This is a genomic window from Micromonospora sp. NPDC050695, assembly GCF_040654415.1.
Classification (GTDB): domain Bacteria; phylum Actinomycetota; class Actinomycetes; order Mycobacteriales; family Micromonosporaceae; genus Micromonospora.
This window is the reverse complement of sequence record NZ_JBFAHZ010000001.1, coordinates 60,452-79,839: the sequence shown is the minus strand read 5'-3', so window position 1 is coordinate 79,839 and position 19,388 is coordinate 60,452. Positions and strand designations below refer to the sequence as shown.

The following is a 19,388-nucleotide window of genomic DNA, read 5'->3' as shown; positions in this document are numbered from 1 at the left end:
CCCCATGTTGCCGAGACCGCCCAGGATTTTCGCAGCTCATACACCAACGGGTGAAACGGAAACACGGTCGGTTACAAACGGCGTCTTTTCTCGGTCGCCGCGAGCACCGCCGCGACACTCGGTGCCGAACCGGTCGCGCCCAGCACGCGGGCCGCCGCGGCCAGCGTGACCCCGGTGGTCACGATGTCGTCCAGCAGCACCACGACCGCCGCGCCGGCACCGACCGGGGAGCGGGGTCGGAACGCCGCCTCGGCGGCCGCCGCCCGGCCCACGCTGTCCAGCGTCACCGAGTCGGGTCGGGGTAGGGCGCGCAGCGGCCGGCGTACCCGGACCGACCAGCCACCCCGGCGCAGCCGGGCCGCGCAGTGCCGCGCCAACCGGTCCAGGTGGTCGCCGTACCGGGCCCGGGCCGCCGCGGCGGTGTCGGGCACCGGCACCAGCGCCACCGGACGGCGGACGTCGCCGACCGCCGTCGCGACGACCTCCGCGAGCAGCCCGCCGAGCGGACGGGCCAACCCGTGCCGGCCGTGCTCCTTGTACGCCAGCAGGGCCTCGCGCAACGGGCCGGCGTACGGACCGAGGGCGACGCACGGTGGCATGCCCGCCGGGACGGGGGTGGGACGCACCGGCCCGGGACGCAGCGCGTTCAGCGTCGCCACGCAGGCGGGGCAGACGCCGTGCCGCAGGCCGGACCGGCTCTCCCGGCAGCCCGCGCAGTCGGCGGGCAGCACCAGGTCGGTGAGGTCCGCCCAGAGCCCGCGCACGGCGTCAGTAGAGGAAGAACGGGGCGGACGGGTTGTTCGGCCGGACGCCGGCCGACGGCGGGGCGATGTCGCGTACCCGTTCGAGCCCGATCCGCTCCAACGGGCTGCTGCGGTACGCCACCCCGTTCGCCTCGTACATGTACGCCCCGCTGGGCAGGGGCACGCTGCGGTTCGTCGGGTACGCCGCCAGGTGGTTGACCTTGGCACCGACGTCGGTGCGCAGCGGTGTCTCCAGGACGCCGTCGACACTGATCTCGTAGATCGCCGGCTGGCCGGCCGACCCGCCCACCACCAGCTGGTCCTCCCGACCCCAGTCCACCGTCGTGAGGCCGGACAGCGAGGTGATCAACTGCCGGGGCGGGCCGATGGAGACCCCACCGCCGTCGAGGTTGACCGCCGCGACGTAGAGCCGGCCGCCGGCGATCAACGCGACGCGCTGACCGTCCAGCGCGGCGGCCACCGCGGTGACCGGTGCCGAGGGCAGGTTGAGCGGCACCGGGTACATCCGTGCGCCCTCGTCGAAGCGGTAGAGCTGGCCATCGGCCACCACCAGACCCCGACCGGGCCGGGAGTCGGCCATCCGCAACCAGACCGGACGACTGATCGAGGCGTACTCGCTCGTACTGCGCGTGATCGTGGTGATCGGGGCGGGCCCGGTGCCCACCGCGAGCCGCTGGCGACTCTTGCCGCCGGTCAACACCATCGCGGCGAGGATCCGGTTGTCGGCCCGCGCCATGCTGGCCGAGACGATGCCACGGTTGACCTCGGCCGCCAGCGGGACCGCGCCGCTGAGCTCGCCGACGAAGTCGAGCGGACGGATCGTGCCCTCGTACACGCAGAACCGCTGCGGGTTCTCGCTGATCGGGTAGAGCCGCTGTGCCGCCCGGCGGGCGCTCAGGTCCTGCACGGGCTGCGAGTTGTTGCGGATCTTCAACTCCAGCTCGCCCGCGAGGTCGCCCAGCGACCAGGCGAGCTGGGTGACCAGCTGGTCGATGGTGTTCTGGTCATCGCCGGACATGTCCAGATTGACCTCCCACCGGTCGTTCGCGCCGGTGGCGTTGTTGATCAGCTCGGTGCGGTCGGGTAGCCCGACGACACCGGGGCGCAGCCAGTCGGACGGGCCGCCGACCAGCCACTTCACGACCTCGTTGACCCGGCGCTCCTCCGGCACCGCCTCGGGCAGGTAGCGCTGATCAGGCACCAGCCGGGTGCGGTCGGAACTCCAGAAGTAGATCGACTCGCTCTTGTAGTACTGCTGGAGGGCGATGTCGCTGAGCAGCAGCACGTTCGGCGGGTCGAGCACGTACAGGCCGGCCCGCTCGTCGGTGCCGGCGCCGTTGACCGCACCGCTGCGCAGCCGGAACTCGTACTCCGTCTCGGTGGCCACCGGCGGGGCCAGGGTGCCGTTGGCCCGCAGCACACCGAGCTGCTGCACGGTGATCTTCACCGTGGTGGTCGAGTCGCTGTTGAGCGTGTAGACCGACTCCCGCAACCGGACCACGGTCAGCGCGACCTCGCTGCCCTTCTTGTCCTGCAGGCGGGGCCGGTCCTGCGGCAGGATGAACGCCTTGACCCGCTCGTACGCCCGGTCCGGCTCGCCGGCGGCGGCGGACAGGAAGTTGCGGACGAACGCCTCGTTGGAGCTGCCGCTGGCCGTCCGCGACGGCGGCTCGCTCCGCCGGCCGTCGACCGAGCCGGCCTCGGTCGCGGCCCCGCCCTTGCCGTCCACCCGCACGTCCGACGATGCCGGGATGCCGCAGGCGGCACCGACCATCAGCACCACGCCGAGTGTTCCGAGCAGGGCCGGCCGCTTCACGAACCCACCTCCGCCCGCTGCCCGTCCCCGGCCGGTGCCGGGCCGATCGCCAACGCCCCACCGGTGCCGGGGCCGATGGCCAGCGGGCCACCGTCGCGGGGGCCGCCGAACGGCAACGCGGCGTCGGCCGGCACCAGCCGCAGCGGCGAGGTCGTCAACCGGTCGCCGGCACGGGCCGGCAGGGTGAGCCGGAACTGGGCACCCTGACCCGGAGCGCCCCACGCCTCCAGCCAGCCGCCGTGCAGCCGGGCATCCTCCAGGCTGATCGACAGGCCCAGACCGGTGCCCCCGGTCTGCCGCGCCCGGGACGGGTCCGCCCGCCAGAACCGGTTGAACACCAGCTTCTCCTCGCCCGCCTTGAGGCCCACTCCGTGGTCCCGCACGGTGATCGCCACGGCGGTGTCGTCGATGCCGAGGGTGATCAGCACCGGCCGGGCCTCACCGTGCTCGACGGCGTTGCCGACCAGGTTACGCAGCACACGCTCGACCCGGCGCGGGTCGACCTCGGCAATCACCGGCGTACCCGGCAGGTCGAGTTCGATGGGTACGCCCACCCGCTCGGCCAGGCCGGCCAGCCGCTCGACCACCCGGTGCACCACCGGCACCAGGTCGGTCGGCTCCGCGTCCAGCATGGCGAAGCCCGCGTCGAACCGGCTGATCTCGAGCAGGTCGGTGAGCAGTTCCTCGAATCGGTCCAGTTCGGCCTGGAGCAGCTCGGCGCTGCGGGCCACCGCGGGGTCGAACTCGTCGCGCTCGGCGAAGATCAGGTCGGCTGCCATCCGGACCGTGGTCAACGGGGTACGCAGCTCGTGCGAAACGTCGGAGGTGAACCGACGCTGCAACCGGGACATCTCCTCCAGGCGCAGGATCTGCCGTTGCAGGTTGGTGGCCATCTGGTTGAACGAGGCGGCGAGCAGGGCCAGGTCGTCCTCGCCGTTGACCACCATCCGCTGGTCGAGCAGGCCGGCGGAGAGCCGCTGGGCGGTACGCGCGGCGACCCGGACCGGGTTGACCACCAGGCGGGTGACCAGCGCGGCGAGCAGCCCGAGCAGGATCACCAGGGCGACGCCGGTGGCCACCACGGTGGCTCGGGCGTCGGCGGCGGTGGAGTCCTGCCGGGTCAACGGCACCAGGTAGTAGAGCTCGATCTGGCCGAAGCGGGTGGGCACCGGAGAGCCGTACACCAGGTATTTGGTGCTCTGCCCGGTGAGCCGGCCGGTGCGGATCTGGCTGGCCACCTTGCCGTCGGCGACCGCGGCCCGCAGCTCCGGGCTGATCAGTGGCTGGACGTTCACCGACGGTGCCGTGCGGGTCTGGATGTCGTTGGGGTAGTTGTCCGCGGTGATCGCCACCACCACGCCACTGGTCTGCTGCGGGTCGCCGCCGGCCAGGTAGTTGACCGTGCCGTCGATGGTCTCCTGGAGCTGCGCCTCCTGCGCCTGGCCGTACAGCGAGACCTGCTTGGCGGCGTAGCTGGCACCGCTGTTCACGCGCAGCCGGACGTCGGTGCGGGCGTTGTCCAGCAGGATCGTGGTGATCTTGTCGGCGATCAGGAACGCGAACCCGCCGACCAGCAGGCTGGAGGCGACCAGCGTGATGGTGACCACCCGCACCTGCAGCGAGCGACGCCACGTCTGGTGCACCCGGGCCACCACCCGGGCGGCGCGACCACTCACGGCACGCCAGAACTCCCCACCGGCGGTGGGCCGGCGGGTAGCCGTGGTCGAGGGGTGCGGGGGCGGCGAGGTCAACACAGTGTGACCAGGCTATCCGGTCCCCGCCTTGTAGCCCACGCCCCGCACGGTGAGGATGATTTCCGGTCGCTCCGGGTCCGGCTCGATCTTGGCCCGCAGTCGCTGGACGTGCACGTTGACCAGGCGGGTGTCGGCCGCGTGCCGGTAGCCCCAGACCTGCTCGAGCAGCACCTCGCGGGTGAAGACCTGACGCGGCTTGCGGGCGAGCGCGACCAGCAGGTCGAACTCCAGCGGCGTCAGCTTCACCTCCTCGTCGTTGCGGCTCACCGTGTGCGCGGGCACGTCGATGGTGATCTGGTTGCCGGGCGGGCCGATGGTCAACATCTCCGGCGCCACGTCCTCGCCCCGGCGCAGCCGGGCCCGCATCCGGGCGACCAGCTCCTTGGGCTTGAACGGCTTGACCACGTAGTCGTCGGCGCCGGACTCCAGGCCGAGCACCACGTCCACGGTGTCGCTCTTGGCCGTCAGCATGACGATCGGCACGCCGGACTCGGCCCGGATGGACCGGGCCACGTCGATACCGCTCATCCCGGGCAACATCAGGTCGAGCAGGACGATATCGGGCCGGCTGTCGCGGAACGCGGCCAACGCCCGCTCACCATCGGCCACGAACGAGGGCAGGAAACCCTCACTGCGCAGCACGATGCCGAGCATCTCGGCGAGTGCGGGGTCGTCGTCGACCACCAGTACCCGGGCTCTCATGGGATTAATATTGCATCCCCGTTCAGTTCGGTGGGACCGGCGTCGGGTGGATCCCGGGCCGGGCTGCCCCCATGATCCCCCGTCGGCGCCGCCCAGCGCCACCGCTGCCTCCAGCCGGTCGCCCTGTCGTGATCCGGACGGCGGTCAGCCGAAGAGCGCCCGCCCCCAGTGGTCGCCCCCGTCACGGACGCCGGGCGGGCAGGCGAACAGGCCGCTGGAGACGTGCCGCAGGTACTCGTTCATCACGTCGTGGCGGGCCAACTGGGTCTGGATCGGCACGAACTGCCGGCGTGGATCACGCTGGTAGGCGATGAAGAACAGGCCCGCGTCGAGGCGGCCGAGGCCGTCCGACCCGTCGACGAAGTTGTAGCCGCGACGCAACAGGTGGGCGCCGTTGTTGCGGCTCGGGTGGGCCAGTGTGACGTGGGCGTGCTCGGCGATCACCGGCTTGCCGTCCGCGCCGCGCGCCGCGAAGTCCGGCTCGTCGAACTCGTCGGTCCGGCCCAGCGGGGCACCGCTGCCCTTGGTCCGGCCGACGATCTCCTCCTGCTCGGACAACGACGTCCGGTCCCAGGTCTCCACGAGCATCCGGATCTTGCGGGTGACCAGGTACGACCCGCCGGTCATCCAGTCCGGCCCGTCGCCCGGCTGCACCCACAACTGGTCGCGCAGCAGGGCGGTGTCCTCGGCCTTGAGGTTGGCGGTGCCGTCCTTGAAGCCGAAGAGGTTGCGCGCGGTGGCCTGGTCGCGGGAGGTCGACGAGGTCCGGCCGAAGCCGAGCTGCGACCAGCGGACGCTCACCACGCCCATGCCGATCCGGGCCAGGTTGCGGATGGCGTGCACCGCGACCTGCGGATCGTTCGCGCACGCCTGCACACAGAGGTCGCCGCCGGAGATCTGCGGCTGCAACGCGTCGCCGGGGAACCGGGGCAGCTCGGCGAGGGCGGCCGGGCGCCGGTCGGCGATGCCGAACCGGTCCCGGCCGTCGGCGTCGCGGAACAGCGTCGGCCCGAAACCGATGGTCAGGGTGAGCTGCGACGGGGGCAGGCCCAGCGCCTCGCCGGTGTCGTCCGGCGGCGCCTCCGGCATCCCACCGACCGCGCCCAGCACACCGGCGTCGCGCCCGGTGGTCATCCGGGCGGCGGCGGCGGTCCACTCCTCGAGCAGCTCGACCAGCCGGGCCCGGTCCTTCGTGATCACGTCGAAGGCGACGAAGTGCAGCCGATCCTGGGCCGGGGTGACGATGCCGGCCTGGTGTTCACCGTGGAACGGCACCGCCCCGGCCGGGTGGTCGCTCGCGGCGGCCGGGCCACGGGAGCCGCTGACCAGCGCTCCCGCACCGACCGCCACTCCGGCGACACCGGCCACCCCGGCGCCGGCGAGCGTGATCGCCCGCCGCCGGGTCACCCTGCTCCCGCTCATCGGTTTCGACTCCCCCTGAGGTCCGGTCACCGAGCGACGGCCGCGGCGACCTTGCTGATCGGCTCGGCGAGCGCGTTGATCCCGTCGGACAGGTCCTTGAGCTCGGTCTTGCTCAGCGCGGTGTGCAGCTTCCAGCCGTCGCCGTCCCGGTGCTTGCCGAGCAGCGCCTCGACGTTGGCGAACTCGGTGTCCAACTGCGTGACCAGCTCCGGCGAGCGCTGCTCCAGCGCCGGCCGGAGGGCCGACACGGCCGCCTTGGAACCTTCCAGGTTGGCGGCGAAGTCCCACAGGTCGGTGTGCGAGTAGCGGTCCTCCTCGCCGGTGATCTTGCCGCTGGCCACCTCGTCGAGCAGTTCCTTGGCACCGTTGGCGAGTTGCAGCGGGGAGAGCTTCTCGGCGTTGGCCTTGGCCACGATCTCCTTGACATCGACCAGCAGCCGGTCGGCGATCGGACCGTCCTTGCTGATGTCGCCGGACTGCCAGAGGTCCTTCTCGATCCGGTGGAAGCCGGTGAACTCCATCCCCTCCTCGATGACCTCCTCGCGGCCGTCGATCTTGGGGTCGAGGTCGCCGAAGATCTCGGCCACCGGCTCGATCCGCTCCCAGTAGGTGCGGGCGACCGGGTAGAGAGCCTTGGCCTTCGCCACGTCGCCGGCCTTCACGGCGGCGACGAACTCCTCGGTCTTGACCAGCAGGGCGTCGGTCTGGCTCTTGACGTAGCGCTGGTAGTTCTCGGTGGCACCGGCCAGCGCGGCGTCGGCGGTCAGCGGCTGCGCCGACCCGCTGACCTTGAGCGCACCCCGGATGCCCTTGCCGCTCATCCCCGGCTTGCAGGCCGTCTCGTAGGTGCCGGCCGGCAGCTCGACGTGCAGTTCGCGGCTCAGGCCGGGGGCGATGTTCTCCACCTCGCCCATCACCCGGTCGCCGGAGGCGTACACGTAGAACTCGGTCACCTTGGCACCCGAGTTGGTGATCTTGAAGGTGGCGGTGCCGGCGTCGAGGTCGGTGGCGCCGACCTCGCAGGCCGTGTCGCTGGCCTTGACCACGATCGGGCCGCCGGCACCGGCCGCGTCACCCTTGTCGGAGTCGGAACAACCGGCCACACCGGCCGTCGCCAGCACGCCGGCGGCGGCCAGCGCGAAAAAGCGGGTGGTACGCATCTGAGCTGTCTCTCCTCGTGGGGTCAGGCAGGCTGCGGCGTGGTCGCCGCCTCGGCCTCGGTGCCGGTGGTGGCGGTCGCGGTGGAGGTCGGCTTACGCCGGGTCGGGCGCAGGAAGAGCAGGAGGACCGGCACCGCGTACCCGACCCAGGCGATGGTCTCCAGCACGGTGGGCGCGGGCGTCACGTTGAACATCCCGGCCAGCAGTGCCGCGTACCAGGTGGTCGGGTCGAGCGCGCTGGTGATGTCGAAGGCCAGGTCATTGAGGCCCGGCAGCACGCCGGCCTCCTGGAAGTCGTGCACGCCGTACTTGAGGATGCCGGCGGCGACCAGGATCAGCAGCGCGCCGGTCCAGGTGAAGAACTTGCTGAGGTTGATCCGCAGGGCGCTGGCGTAGAGCAGCGCGCCGAGCACCACGGCGGTGACGATGCCGCCGATCAACGCGAGCAGCGGCCCGCTGTCACCGGCCGCGCCCTGGGCCGCGGAGTAGAAGATCAGCGCGGTCTCCAGGCCCTCGCGGATCACCGCGAGAAAGGCCATGCCGGCGACCGCGAGGGATCCGACGGCCAGCGCCTCGGTGAGCTTGCCGCGCAGTTCGCCGGCGATGGTCCGGGCGGCACGGCGCATCCAGAAGATCATCCAGGTGACGAAGACCACGGCGGCGACGGACGTGATCGCCTCGAACAGCTCCCGGTCCTCGGAGCGGGCCAGCAGCGAGGTCGACGTGTACTCGATCAGCCAGCCGAAGAGCACCGAGAGCGCCACGGCCAGGCCGACGCCCGCCCAGACCTGCGGCAACCGGTCCCGACGCTGCGACTTCACCAGAAACGCCACCAGGATGCTGACCACCAGGGTCGCTTCCAAGCCTTCCCGCAGGCCGATCAGGTAGGTGGCGAACATCCGGGCTCCGTGTTCGTTAGGCACGCCTCAGCTAACTTAGGGCAGCCATACCTTCCTCCCTGCTCAGGGCGCTCGTCAAGTCGTTCATGACAAGCTCACTCTCGCCGACTGTGGGAGGATCCCGCCGTGAAGGGATTCCTGCCGTGGCTGACCGTCCTGGCCGTGGTGCTGCTGCTCAGCGCGCTGCGCCTGCGGGCACTGGCCACCGTCGTGTCACTCTCGTGGCTGGCCTGGTGCGTCTGGACCTGGTTCCGGCCCGCGCGTCGCCGCCCCTGACCCGGATACGACGAAACCGGGCCGGCTGCGAACAGCCGACCCGGTCCGGAAACGTCGATCAGTAGCGGTAGTGGTCCGGCTTGAACGGACCCTCCTGGGAGACACCCAGGTACGCGGCCTGCTCCTTGGTGAGCGTGCTCAGCTTGGCGCCGAGCGCGCCCAGGTGCAGCCGGGCCACCTTCTCGTCCAGGTGCTTGGGCAGCACGTAGACGCCGATCGGGTACTCCTCGGTCTTGGTGAACAGCTCGATCTGGGCGATCGTCTGGTTGGCGAACGAGTTCGACATCACGAAGCTCGGGTGCCCGGTCGCGTTGCCCAGGTTCAGCAGGCGGCCCTCGGAGAGCACGATGATCGCGTGCCCGTCGGCGAAGCGCCACAGGTCGACCTGCGGCTTGATGTTGACCCGCTCGACGTCGGAACGCTTCGCCAGGCCGGCCATGTCGATCTCGTTGTCGAAGTGGCCGATGTTGCCGACGATGGCCTGGTGCTTCATCCGGGCCATGTGCTCGTTGGTGATGACGTCGAAGCAGCCGGTGGCGGTGATGAAGATGTCCGCCTGCTCGACCACGTCGTCCAGGGTGGCGACCTGGTAGCCGTCCATCGCGGCCTGCAACGCGCAGATCGGGTCCACCTCGGTCACCACGACCCGGGCACCCTGACCGCGCAGCGACTCGGCGCAGCCCTTGCCCACGTCGCCGTAGCCCATCACGACGGCCATCTTGCCGCCGATCAGCACGTCGGTGGCCCGGTTGAGGCCGTCGATGAGCGAGTGCCGGCAGCCGTACTTGTTGTCGAACTTGCTCTTGGTCACCGAGTCGTTGACGTTGATGGCCGGGAAGAGCAGGGTGCCGGCGCGGTGCATCTCGTAGAGCCGGTGCACGCCGGTCGTGGTCTCCTCGGTCACGCCCTTGATGTCGGCGGCGATCCGCGTCCAGCGCTGGCCGTCCTCGCCGAGCGAACGGTGCAGCAGCTCGAGGATGACCGCGTACTCCTCGGAGTCGGCGGACTCGACCGGCGGGACGACCCCCGACTTCTCGAACTCGGCGCCCTTGTGCACGAGCAGGGTGGCATCGCCACCATCGTCGAGGATCATGTTCGGGCCGTGGCCGTCCGGCCAGAGGAGCACCTGCTCGGTGCACCACCAGTACTCCGGAAGCGTCTCGCCCTTCCAGGCGTACACGGGGACGCCGGCGGGGGCCTCGGGGGTGCCGTCCGGGCCGACGACGATCGCCGCGGCGGCGTGGTCCTGCGTGGAGAAGATGTTGCAGGACGCCCAGCGCACCTGCGCGCCGAGGGCCACCAGCGTCTCGATCAGGACGGCGGTCTGGATGGTCATGTGCAGCGAACCGGTGATCCGCGCGCCGGCGAGCGGCTGCGCCTCGGCGAACTCCCGACGGATCGCCATCAGGCCGGGCATCTCGTGCTCGGCGAGCTGGATCTCCTTACGCCCGAACTCGGCGAGCGACAGATCCGCCACCTTGAAGTCGCCCTCGGCGAGCGTGCTCGGCCGGGCCTCGGACGGCGTACCGCTGGCGGACGCCGGGAGGGTGCTGGTCATGAAAGCTCCTGTCGAACGATGTCTGCGCCGACCTTCCACCTTACGCGCGTCGGCGACGGACATCAGGGGACGGTCCACGGACAGCGCACGGGGCGGTCGGTGGTGGACAGACATCCGCCCACGTCCCGCCCGCCCCGCGCATCCCCCCGGTTTGGTTCCCCCGCACGTCGTCGGACCATCGTCGCGATAACGCTGCGTACTCATAGAGTCACACTGAGGCAGGGACGCGTCAAGCCATTCCGGGAAAGTCGGACTTGTGTCGTAGCGACGGGCGCGCGTCAGCGCAGCCCCGACGTCGCCACGTACGCCTCACCGGCACCACCGATCCGCAACGGCTCGCCGGCCGCGTCGCCGATCGCCGCCTGACCCGAGACCAGCGTCACCGCACCCGCCCCGTCGTCCACCGTGATCGACCCCGAGGCGCAGAGCACCACCCGCGGGCCGGGCAGCAACACAGTGACCGACGGCACCGCCGACCCGACCCGGACCCGGTGCAGCGCGAAGTCGTCCACCGGCACCGGCCAACAGTCCACCCCCGGGCCGACCGGCCGCGCCGTCCGAACCGGGTCGTCGAGCACCTCGAAACGCAGCACCCGCAGCAACTCGTCGACGTCCACCCGCTTCGGTGTCAGTCCGCCGCGCAGCACGTTGTCGCTGGCCGCCATGATCTCCACGCCACAGCCGCTCAAATAGGCGTGCAGGTTGCCGGCGGGCATCCAGATCGCCTCCCCCGGCACCAGCCGCAGGTGGTGCAGCAGCAGCGCGACCAGCACACCCGGATCGCCCGGGTAGGCGACCGCCAACCGGCGGGCCAACTCCGCGTCCGGGCCGTCGGCCGGCGCCGCCACCACGGCCGACAGCAGGTCCTCGCGCTCCCCGGCCGGCCAGCAGAGCAGCGTCCGCACCGCCGTCCGCAGCCCCGCCGGCCCGGCCCGCAACGCGTCCACCACCGGCGTCAGCACCGGTACGCCGAACGCCGCGAGCGCCTCGGCCGACTCGGCCGGTGCCCGGAAGCCGCACAGCGCCTCGAACGGGGTGAGCGCCACCAGCAACTCCGGCTTGTGGTGCGGGTCGGAATAGTTGCGTTCCGCCTCGGGGCGCTCCGCGTCCGCCGCGTACCCGGCCCGCGCCTGCTCGGCGTCCGGGTGGGCCTGCAGGCTCAGCGGGGCGTCCGCGGCGAGGACCTTGAGCAGGAACGGCAGCCGATTGCCGAACCGGTCGGACACCCGCTGGCCGAGCCACTGCCCCGGTTCGTCCCGCACCAGGTCACAGAGGCTGACCTGGAGCCCGGCGCGCTCCACCATGGCCGGGGCGCCCGGGTGGGCGCCCAGCCACAGTTCCGCCTCCGGGCCGGCGCTGGGCACCGGCCGGCCCTGCAACAGGGCGATCGCCGAGCGCGACCCCCAGGCGTAGTCCCGGATCGGTCCGTACAGGAGCTCCACCCGTCAGCCCCCGGGCCGCCCGGCCGCCTCGCCCGACACGTCCTGGGCCTGGGGCACCGCGGTGTCGGCGGCGGCACCGGTGCCGGCCTCGGCGGCTGCGACGCTGTAGACGTCCGGCTCCAGGTAGATCACCCGCGCGATCGGCACGGCGGCACGGATCCGCGCCTCCACGGCGTTGATGCCGCGGGCCAGGTCGTGGGCGCTCTCGCAGGCCGGAACGCCGATCTTCGCGGCGACCATCAGCTCCTCCGGACCCAGGTAGAGCGTCTTCATGTGGATGATCCGCTCGACCTCGGGACCATCGGTGACGGCGTGCTCGATGGCGGCCAGGTCCTTCGGCTCGGCACCCTCACCGAGCAGCAGGCTCTTGGTCTCGATGGCCAGCACGACGGCGATGACCACCAGCAGTACGCCGATCATCGCGGTGCCGGCGGCATCCCACTCGCCGTTGCCGGTGATCAGCGTCATGGTGACGCCGAAGAGCGCGAACACCAGACCGACGAGCGCGCCGAAGTCCTCCAGAAGCACCACCGGCAGCTCCGGCGCCTTCGCCCGGCGGATGAAACGCACCCAGGACTGGTTGCCCCGGATGTGGTTCGACTCCTTGATCGCGGTCCGGAAGGAGAACGACTCCATCAGGATCGCCGCGACCAGCACGGTCACCGGCACCCACTGCCACTCGCTGATGCCGTGCGGATCCGACCACTTGTGCCACGCCTCGTAGAGGGCGAAGAGGCCACCGAGGCTGAACAGCACGATCGACACGATGAACGCGTAGATGTAGCGCTCCCGGCCGTACCCGAAGGGGTGTTCCGGGGTGGCCGCGCGCTTGGCCCGCTTGCCACCGAGCAGCAGCAGACCCTGGTTGCCGGAGTCGGCGACCGAGTGGATCGACTCGGCCAGCATCGACGACGACCCGGTCAGCAGGAACGCGACGAACTTGGTGACGGCGATGCCGACGTTGGCCAGCAGAGCGGCGACGATCGCCCTCGTCCCACCGTTGGCGCTCATGCCGCCGCTCCGCTTCGCCCGACGAAGCCGACCGGTCCGCGCATGACGCGCCGCCCCCTACGTTCGTTCACTGGTTCGACAGCTCCTTCATCTCGGTGATGGCCGGTACGGCCATCGGATCCAGCCCGTGGGCCAGAGCAAGGTAGATCGAGGCGAAATCCGGCACCGCGATCAGCGAGGCCAGCCGCTCCAGCGCGGAGCCGCCCTCGGCGGTCACCACGTCACACCGCACCCCGCGACGCTCGGCGAGGGTCTGCACCGCGTCCGCGCGGCGCTCCTCCACGGCGAAGGGTTCGTCGGTGTCGTCCTCGGCGTTGAGCCCGCCGTCGCGCAGCAGCACCAGCCGCAGACGGGTCCCCTCGCCGTCGTCCTCCGACGGGTCGGCGAAGATGTCCCGCTCCCCCTCGGCCAGACCACCGAACACGCCGTCGAGCAGGCCGACCCGACCACGACCGGCCTCACCGAGCGCCCCGGTGACCACCGGGTAGCGGGCGTTGGCCGACAGGGTGTCACCGAACCGGCGGGCCGCCACGGTCGCCAGCGGGGACGAACCCCAGACGATCGGGATGGACCCGGCCAGGCCCATGGCCAGCGACTTCGCCGGGTTGACGAAGGACTCCGCGGCGGAACGACAGCGGTCGGCGTCCGCGTCGAGCCGGGCGGCGGTCTCCGCCAGATCCGCCTCGTTGACCTTCACCAGGCCCAGCGAGCGGGCGGCGAGCAGCACCGGCACGGTGAGCGCCCAGAGGCTGGCCCGCGCCGGCGCGCGCCGGGGCACCGGGATGAACGGCGCACGGGCCTGCTCGGCGATCGACTGCAACTGCGAATCCGGGGCACCCACCGCGACCAGCCGGGCACCCCGCCGGTGCGCCGCCTCGGCGGCGCCCAGCGCCTCCGGGCTCCGACCGGACGCACTCACCGCGATCACCACGTCGGCGGCACCCACCCAGCCGGGTACGCCCGCGCTGCGGTGCCCGATGATCGGGACCGGGCAGCGCGGGCCGGCGACCGTGGCCAGCACGTCACCGGTACGCCCCGCGGTGCCGATGCCCGCGATCACCACGGCCCGGGGCCGCCCGTCGTCGGCCAGCACCGCCAGATTCGCCTCGGCGGCCAACGCCGCGCTCTCACGTACCTGCGCGCCGGCCGACGCGGTGTGTCGGAGCATGCCGCCCGGATCGTGCTCGGCCAGCGCGTCCGGATTGTCGAGCAGGGCCTCGTCGGCTTCGCGACGACCGCTGACCCCGGCCGTACCGTCGATCATGATGCCTGCCCGGGGCCGCCACGCGCCTCGTCGAGCAGCAGCACCGGCACGTCGTCCCGGACCTCGAAGATCCGGCCGCACTGCGTGCAGGTCAACGTCTGCGCCTCGGCATCGTAGGTGAGCGGGGCGTGGTGCGTGTCCGGACAGGCGAGAATCTCGAGCAACTGCGGATCCAGGGCCATGGCACGGCTCCTTCCACGTGTGCGGCTTGACCGGCGGCGGTGCCGACCGGCGCAGGCGATCTTATCGGCGAACGCGGTTGAGCACGTCGTCCCGGAGCGAGACCATCCGTTCCCGGGTGGGTGCTTCGACGTTGAGCCGCAGCAGCGGCTCGGTGTTGGAGGCACGCAGGTTGAACCAGGCGCCGTCGGGGAAACGCAGGGTGAGCCCGTCCATCTCGTCGACGACCGCGTCGGCGTACGCGGCCCGCACGTCGGCCACCGCGGCGGCCTGGTCGGCCACCGTCGAGTTGATCTCGCCGGAGGCGACGTAGCGCTCGTACTCCCCCGCCAGCACGGACAGCGGCAGCGACTGCTCGCCCAGCGCGGCCAGGGTGTGCATCGCGGCGAGCATCCCGGTGTCGGCGAACCAGAAGTCCCGGAAGTAGTAGTGCGCCGAGTGCTCACCACCGAAGACGGCATTGGTCCGCGCCATCTCCGCCTTGATGAACGAGTGCCCGACCCGCGCGACGACCGGCTTGCCGCCGTGCTCGCGGATGATCTCCGGAACCGCGCTGGACGTGATGATGCCGTGGATCACCGTGGAACCCGGGTGCTTCGCCAGCTCACGCGCGGCCACCAGCGCGGTGATCGCCGACGGCGAGACCGGCTCGCCGCGCTCGTCCACCACGAAGCACCGGTCGGCGTCACCGTCGAAGGCCAGCCCGATCTCGGCGCCGTGCTCGACCACGGCGCGCTGCAGGTCAACCAGGTTCGCCGGATCCAACGGGTTGGCCTCGTGGTTGGGGAAACTGCCGTCCAACTCGAAGTAGAGCGGCACGATCTCCAACGGCAGCGCCGACAGTGCCGCGTCGCCGAGCACGGTGGGAACCGTGAACCCACCCATCCCGTTGCCCGCGTCGACCACGACCTTCAACGGCCGGATGCCGGACAGGTCAACCAGCTTGCGCAGGTACGCGGCGTAGTCGGGAAGCAGGTCACGCCGCTCGGCCGGTCGGGTCGGCTCACCCGCCGGACGGGATTCACCCGAGTCCAACAGGGCCTGCGCGCGGTCCCGGATCTCGGCGAGCCCGCTGGCCTGGCCGATCGGCCGGGCACCCGAGCGGCACATCTTGATGCCGTTGTACTGCGCCGGGTTGTGGCTGGCCGTGAACATCGCCCCGGGCAGGTCGAGCGAACCCGAGGCGAAGTAGAGCAGATCGGTGGAGGCGAGCCCGATCTCGATCACCGAACGGCCCTCGGCGCGGACGCCGGCCGCGAAGGCGGCAGCCAACCCGGGCGAGGTCGCCCGCATGTCGTACCCGACGACGACCGCGTCGCCCGGCTCGTCGGTGGAGTTGAGAAGCTGGGTGAACGCGGCTCCAAGTGCCTCGGCGACCCGCTCGTCCCACTGGTCCGGCACCGTCCCTCGGACGTCGTACGCCTTCACAATCCGGGACAGATCAGACACTAGTTTCGCTCCTTGGCCGCAGTTTCCACCGAACCTGAGCGTATCGGAGGGGAGGGGTCCGGCCCCGCTCAGCCGGGGAGCCGGGGCATGACCGTGGTGTGCTCTCCGCCGTCGGACGGATCGTCGGGCTGCCCCTTGGCACCCGGCGCACCCGGCATCGGCTGCGTCGCGTGCGGAGTCGACTCCGTCGCGGCAGGCCGCGTCCCGTAGACCCCACCGGGGGTGGGCCGCGGGACGGGCACCGTCGGGTAGCTGCCGGGCGGCGGCTGCTGGCCGTACACCGAGCCGGGGTGACCGGGCGCGGCCGGCGACCCACCGCCGGAGCGGTAGGTGGTGCCGCCGGGGTTGCCCGGAAGCGGCCCGGACGGCCGGTCGGCCGGCGGCCGGTCCTGCCGGGAGCGTCGCACCAGCAGGACGATGAGCAGCAGCCCGACCGCGACCATCGCGATACCGAAGAACATCACCGGCGAGCCACCTCCGGACTCGTCGGCGGCCGCCGACGCGTCGGGCGCGCCCGACGTCGGACCCAGCGCGACCGGGTTCACCGCCTCAGCGGCCGTCGCGGCCTCGGTCGGACTCGGGGTCGGGGTCGGCTTCTTCGACGGCGTCGGCGACGGGGTGACCCGGGCACCGGTCACCTTCGCCGTGTCGGTGCCCCGGCCCAACTCCTGACCGGCCGCGCTGGCCCCCACGCCGGTCACCACGAGCCGGCCGCCCGGAGCGCCCGCGGCGAACGCCACCCGGTACCGCACCGTGATGCCCTTGCCCTTGCACAGGGTCGGCTTCGCCGGCGACGTCTGCGCGGTCACCGCGCTGCCGTCATTCCCGGACACCGCCACCGGGAACCAGCGCCCACCCGCGTTCACCTGCACCGCCACCTGATCCGGCTGGAGACCCTCGAGATGCAGACCCAGAGCGGTCCGCAGCACGACGCACCCGTCGGAGCGCTTGCGCACCGCGACATTCACCCCCTGGGGGGAGCCACCGGCGGCGAAACTGCTGGCCGAAGCGACCCGGACCGAGTCGTCGTCGGCCAACGCCGGCGACGCGCCGAGCAGCACCAGGCCGCCCAGAACACCGCAGATCGTCGCGAGCCGCGCCGCGCGCCGACGCACCGTCATGATCACCTCACCGTTTCTCCCCGGGTGGGGTCCGCGGGTCAGGCTACTACCGGCCCACCCCCACCCCTGGTCATAGAGCGGTCCGCATGTGTGCGGCGTTACGGTTTACGGCCCCGCCCGCCCGCTCGCCGACCCCTGCGCCGCACGGCCCTTCGCCTGGCCTTTGCTCGGTCGGCTCGGTCTTCGCTCGGTCGGCCGGGCCTTCCGCCTGGCCTTTGCTCGGTCGGCTCGGCCTTCGGTCGGCTCGGCCTTCGGTCGGCTCGGTCGGCCGAGCCGTGTCGACCGGTGCCGCGGTCAACGGGCGCGGGCCAGCGCCTCCCGGCACAGCCGGTCGGCGGTCCGGGTCGTCTCCGGCAGCCGGTACCGCGGCGCCAACGCGAACACCTGAGTGGTGGCGTTGTCCAGGCTCATCCGATGCCCGACGCTGACGAAGACCGGCTTCACCCCGTCCTGCGTCCGCACCACCCGGCCGACGACGTCACCCCCGTCCCGCAGCGGCGACCAGGAACCCCGCCCCCGCTGCACCGGATCCCACTCACCGATCAGCGGCGTCATACCCACCCCGATCGCGGGCAGCCCCGTCACCACCCCGAGATGGCAGGCGAGCCCGAACCGGCGCGGATGAGCCAACCCGTGCCCGTCGCAGACCAGCAGGTCCGGTCGGGTGGACAGCCGATCCAGCGCGGCGAGCAGCGCCGGCAACTCACGGAACGCGAACAACCCCGGCACGTACCCGAATGCCGGCCGACCCACGCTCACCGCGGAATCCACCACGGCCAGCGTCCGGGCGTCCAACACGGTCACGGCCGCCGCGAGCAGGTCACCGCTCTGCGCGTACGCGACGTCCAGCCCGGCCACCATCACCGGCGTGGCCGGGCCCGGCCCGACCAGGTCAACGAGCGGTCGCAACGCCTCCTGCACGCCCACCGCCTCCGCAACAGTGCGCGGCGCGGCCGTCAGGCCTGGCGCACTGCTTAATCCACTCGGCTTCGGCGAAAGCGGGCTATCCCCAGGCCCCGGATACCCCACTTTCGGTGAACGGGAGTGGATCACCCTCGGCGCGGACCGTCGGCACTGTCTCCGGTTGCGCTGGCGTCCGCAATGTCCGGGATGGAGGAACCCTTCGGGGGAATTGCGGTCGAGCCCCCTTCTCCGGCCGTGCCGCCTGCCGACGGGTCGCCTTCGGCCGTGTCGCCTGCGGATGGGCCGCCTTCGGACCGCTTCCCGGTCGCGCCGAAGGCGAGCGCGAAGGCGATGCCGAGGGCGACACCGAAGGCGACTCCACCCGTCGAACCGAACGAGGGGATGCCGATCACCAGACCGATCAGAATGCCGACCGGCCATGCCCAGGCGTTGGACGTGCTCTTCTCCGTCTTGGGCTCTGCCATCCCTCAATGTTATTCGCCGACCCGAACTACCCCATCAGGCTGGGCGGCGGCCCTGAAGGGCCGGCGACAAAGTTTGCGACCATCACAGGCCGACCCTTCCGTCGATCCGCTCGCGCAGCAGATCAGCGTGGCCATTGTGGCGCGCGTACTCCTCGATCATGTGCACCAACAGCTCGCGCAGCACGACGACGTTGCCCTTCCGTTGCCGCCCCTGCACCTCAAGGTCCGGAGCCTCGGCCACGAACCGCTCGGCGAACTCGACCTCGGCCCGCCAGGCGCGTCGTGCCTCGTCGACCACTGCCGGATCGGCTAACGCGCCGTCGAAGTCCCCGTCGGGATCGTCATCCGAACAGTAGATCTGGGGCGCTTCCTGGCCAGCCATCGTCCGCCGGAACCACCCCCGCTCCACCTCCGCCAAGTGCCGGATCAAGCCGAGCAGCGACATCGTCGACGGCGGGACGGAACGGCGGGCCAACTGCTCGGCGTCCAAGCCGTCACATTTGCGCTCCAGCGTCAGGCGCTGGTTGCGCAGGAACTCGACGAGGACGGTCCGCTCATCGGCGAAATTGCCGCCCGAGCGCGGGTCGTCGCCCGAATGAACGAACATCGTCGACCAGCCGAAGACCCGCGTGGGTTCACCGCCGGAGATGTGAGGCTCGGCCCTGCTCTCGGCGTCCGACCCGGATCTCCGGGTCATGTCGACCTCCTCAACTCGTACTGGGCATCTGGATCGAATCGCTCGACCAGGTCGGGATCGAAAGCCCATCCTCGGCTGCGGTGCTCCCACAGGATCGCGTTACCCCAAGCCCCCATCAGTCACGAACAGTCCGGCCGGCGATATCGGGGTCCGCGCCAGGGTCGCCAGCGAGGCGCAGCTGCTCCTCGAACATCACGAACGTCCGCTGGCGGATTCCACGAATGAGGGCTCGCTCTCTGGGCGTCAGGTGGCGGTCTTCGGCCGTCGCCGCATCTCGAAGCGCCTGTATCGTCTCGTAGAGGCCGAAGATCGGCCCGTCGCCCTCGAGATAGTGCGCCCGAAAGCGTTCCACCTCCTGAACGAAGTCCTCTGGGGTGCGCCGAAAAATTTCACCCCCGACACCTAGCGTGATCTCCACGAAGATGCCATTTTCCTCCTGCCAACCGCCGGTATCGATGGAAACGCGCCACACTCTGGCACCCCCA

19 protein-coding genes are annotated in these 19,388 nt (G+C 71.4%); 1 reads left to right on the top strand and 18 read right to left on the bottom strand.

Annotation, left to right across the window (positions count from 1 at the left end; all coding sequences use genetic code 11):
- Window positions 1-71: 71 nt before the first annotated feature.
- The 7 genes from AB0H52_RS00360 to efeU all read right to left on the bottom strand — a co-directional run bounded on the left by AB0H52_RS00360 (window position 72) and on the right by efeU (window position 8,517).
- Window positions 72-731, bottom strand: coding sequence for a ComF family protein (locus AB0H52_RS00360; protein ID WP_151487649.1), 660 nt, complete (start codon window positions 729-731; stop codon window positions 72-74).
- A gap of 37 nt (window positions 732-768) precedes the next feature.
- A complete protein-coding gene (locus AB0H52_RS00355; RefSeq protein ID WP_225854079.1) occupies window positions 769-2,580 on the bottom strand; it encodes an LpqB family beta-propeller domain-containing protein in 1,812 nt (603 codons plus the stop codon).
- Window positions 2,577-4,334, bottom strand: coding sequence for an MtrAB system histidine kinase MtrB (gene mtrB, locus AB0H52_RS00350; RefSeq protein ID WP_151487636.1), 1,758 nt, complete (start codon window positions 4,332-4,334; stop codon window positions 2,577-2,579). The genes AB0H52_RS00355 and mtrB overlap by 4 nt, the downstream gene beginning before the upstream one ends.
- Before the next feature lie 12 nt (window positions 4,335-4,346).
- Complete coding sequence (mtrA, locus tag AB0H52_RS00345) at window positions 4,347-5,036, bottom strand: MtrAB system response regulator MtrA (RefSeq protein WP_007455837.1); 690 nt, start codon at window positions 5,034-5,036, stop codon at window positions 4,347-4,349.
- Between the two features lie 144 nt (window positions 5,037-5,180).
- Entirely contained in the window at window positions 5,181-6,458 is a 1,278-nt protein-coding gene (gene efeB, locus AB0H52_RS00340) for an iron uptake transporter deferrochelatase/peroxidase subunit (protein ID WP_151487637.1), read from the bottom strand.
- A 26-nt stretch (window positions 6,459-6,484) separates the two neighbouring features.
- Entirely contained in the window at window positions 6,485-7,618 is a 1,134-nt protein-coding gene (efeO, locus tag AB0H52_RS00335) for an iron uptake system protein EfeO (protein WP_151487638.1), read from the bottom strand.
- Window positions 7,619-7,641: 23 nt separating this feature from the next.
- Window positions 7,642-8,517 (bottom strand): iron uptake transporter permease EfeU, encoded by an 876-nt coding sequence (gene efeU / locus AB0H52_RS00330; protein WP_357944235.1) that lies wholly within the window; start codon window positions 8,515-8,517, stop codon window positions 7,642-7,644.
- A gap of 126 nt (window positions 8,518-8,643) precedes the next feature.
- Between efeU and AB0H52_RS00325 the strand changes: the two genes are divergently transcribed.
- Entirely contained in the window at window positions 8,644-8,793 is a 150-nt protein-coding gene (locus AB0H52_RS00325) for a hypothetical protein (protein ID WP_192580080.1), read from the top strand.
- A gap of 58 nt (window positions 8,794-8,851) precedes the next feature.
- On the opposite strand, the gene ahcY is transcribed toward AB0H52_RS00325, so the two are convergent.
- The 11 genes from ahcY to AB0H52_RS00270 all read right to left on the bottom strand — a co-directional run bounded on the left by ahcY (window position 8,852) and on the right by AB0H52_RS00270 (window position 19,375).
- On the bottom strand, window positions 8,852-10,351 hold the full coding sequence (ahcY, locus tag AB0H52_RS00320) for an adenosylhomocysteinase (protein WP_151487640.1): 1,500 nt from the start codon (window positions 10,349-10,351) through the stop codon (window positions 8,852-8,854).
- A gap of 278 nt (window positions 10,352-10,629) precedes the next feature.
- Window positions 10,630-11,793, bottom strand: coding sequence for a mannose-6-phosphate isomerase, class I (manA, locus tag AB0H52_RS00315; protein WP_151493032.1), 1,164 nt, complete (start codon window positions 11,791-11,793; stop codon window positions 10,630-10,632).
- Window positions 11,794-11,796: 3 nt separating this feature from the next.
- Entirely contained in the window at window positions 11,797-12,804 is a 1,008-nt protein-coding gene (locus AB0H52_RS00310; protein WP_151493033.1) for a cation diffusion facilitator family transporter, read from the bottom strand.
- A 67-nt stretch (window positions 12,805-12,871) separates the two neighbouring features.
- A complete protein-coding gene (locus AB0H52_RS00305) occupies window positions 12,872-14,068 on the bottom strand; it encodes an SIS domain-containing protein (protein WP_151493034.1) in 1,197 nt (398 codons plus the stop codon).
- On the bottom strand, window positions 14,065-14,250 hold the full coding sequence (locus tag AB0H52_RS00300; RefSeq protein ID WP_139585754.1) for a Trm112 family protein: 186 nt from the start codon (window positions 14,248-14,250) through the stop codon (window positions 14,065-14,067). The genes AB0H52_RS00305 and AB0H52_RS00300 overlap by 4 nt, the downstream gene beginning before the upstream one ends.
- Window positions 14,251-14,311: 61 nt before the next feature.
- Window positions 14,312-15,697 carry a phosphomannomutase/phosphoglucomutase gene (locus AB0H52_RS00295; RefSeq protein WP_151493035.1) on the bottom strand — a complete coding sequence of 462 codons (1,386 nt, stop codon included), beginning with the start codon at window positions 15,695-15,697 and terminating at the stop codon, window positions 14,312-14,314.
- A 68-nt stretch (window positions 15,698-15,765) separates the two neighbouring features.
- Entirely contained in the window at window positions 15,766-16,818 is a 1,053-nt protein-coding gene (locus AB0H52_RS00290) for a hypothetical protein (RefSeq protein WP_151493036.1), read from the bottom strand.
- A gap of 294 nt (window positions 16,819-17,112) precedes the next feature.
- Window positions 17,113-17,778, bottom strand: coding sequence for an endonuclease V (locus tag AB0H52_RS00285; RefSeq protein WP_151493407.1), 666 nt, complete (start codon window positions 17,776-17,778; stop codon window positions 17,113-17,115).
- A gap of 89 nt (window positions 17,779-17,867) precedes the next feature.
- A complete protein-coding gene (locus tag AB0H52_RS00280) occupies window positions 17,868-18,206 on the bottom strand; it encodes a hypothetical protein (protein ID WP_151493427.1) in 339 nt (112 codons plus the stop codon).
- A gap of 82 nt (window positions 18,207-18,288) precedes the next feature.
- Window positions 18,289-18,903, bottom strand: a complete 615-nt coding sequence (locus tag AB0H52_RS00275; RefSeq protein ID WP_225854703.1) for a DinB family protein — start codon at window positions 18,901-18,903, stop codon at window positions 18,289-18,291.
- A 115-nt stretch (window positions 18,904-19,018) separates the two neighbouring features.
- Window positions 19,019-19,375 (bottom strand): hypothetical protein, encoded by a 357-nt coding sequence (locus tag AB0H52_RS00270; protein ID WP_357944227.1) that lies wholly within the window; start codon window positions 19,373-19,375, stop codon window positions 19,019-19,021.
- Between the last annotated feature and the right edge of the window lie 13 nt (window positions 19,376-19,388).

Coding starts and splice junctions, on each gene's coding strand:
- AB0H52_RS00300 (WP_139585754.1), bottom strand. CDS start 14,250: ATGGCCCTGGATCCGCAGTTGCTCGAGATTCTCGCCTGTCCGGACACG.
- efeO (WP_151487638.1), bottom strand. CDS start 7,618: ATGCGTACCACCCGCTTTTTCGCGCTGGCCGCCGCCGGCGTGCTGGCG.
- ahcY (WP_151487640.1), bottom strand. CDS start 10,351: ATGACCAGCACCCTCCCGGCGTCCGCCAGCGGTACGCCGTCCGAGGCC.
- AB0H52_RS00275 (WP_225854703.1), bottom strand. CDS start 18,903: ATGACCCGGAGATCCGGGTCGGACGCCGAGAGCAGGGCCGAGCCTCAC.
- mtrA (WP_007455837.1), bottom strand. CDS start 5,036: ATGAGAGCCCGGGTACTGGTGGTCGACGACGACCCCGCACTCGCCGAG.
- AB0H52_RS00280 (WP_151493427.1), bottom strand. CDS start 18,206: ATGGCAGAGCCCAAGACGGAGAAGAGCACGTCCAACGCCTGGGCATGG.
- AB0H52_RS00310 (WP_151493033.1), bottom strand. CDS start 12,804: ATGAGCGCCAACGGTGGGACGAGGGCGATCGTCGCCGCTCTGCTGGCC.
- efeB (WP_151487637.1), bottom strand. CDS start 6,458: ATGAGCGGGAGCAGGGTGACCCGGCGGCGGGCGATCACGCTCGCCGGC.
- AB0H52_RS00290 (WP_151493036.1), bottom strand. CDS start 16,818: ATGACGGTGCGTCGGCGCGCGGCGCGGCTCGCGACGATCTGCGGTGTT.
- efeU (WP_357944235.1), bottom strand. CDS start 8,517: ATGTTCGCCACCTACCTGATCGGCCTGCGGGAAGGCTTGGAAGCGACC.
- AB0H52_RS00305 (WP_151493034.1), bottom strand. CDS start 14,068: ATGATCGACGGTACGGCCGGGGTCAGCGGTCGTCGCGAAGCCGACGAG.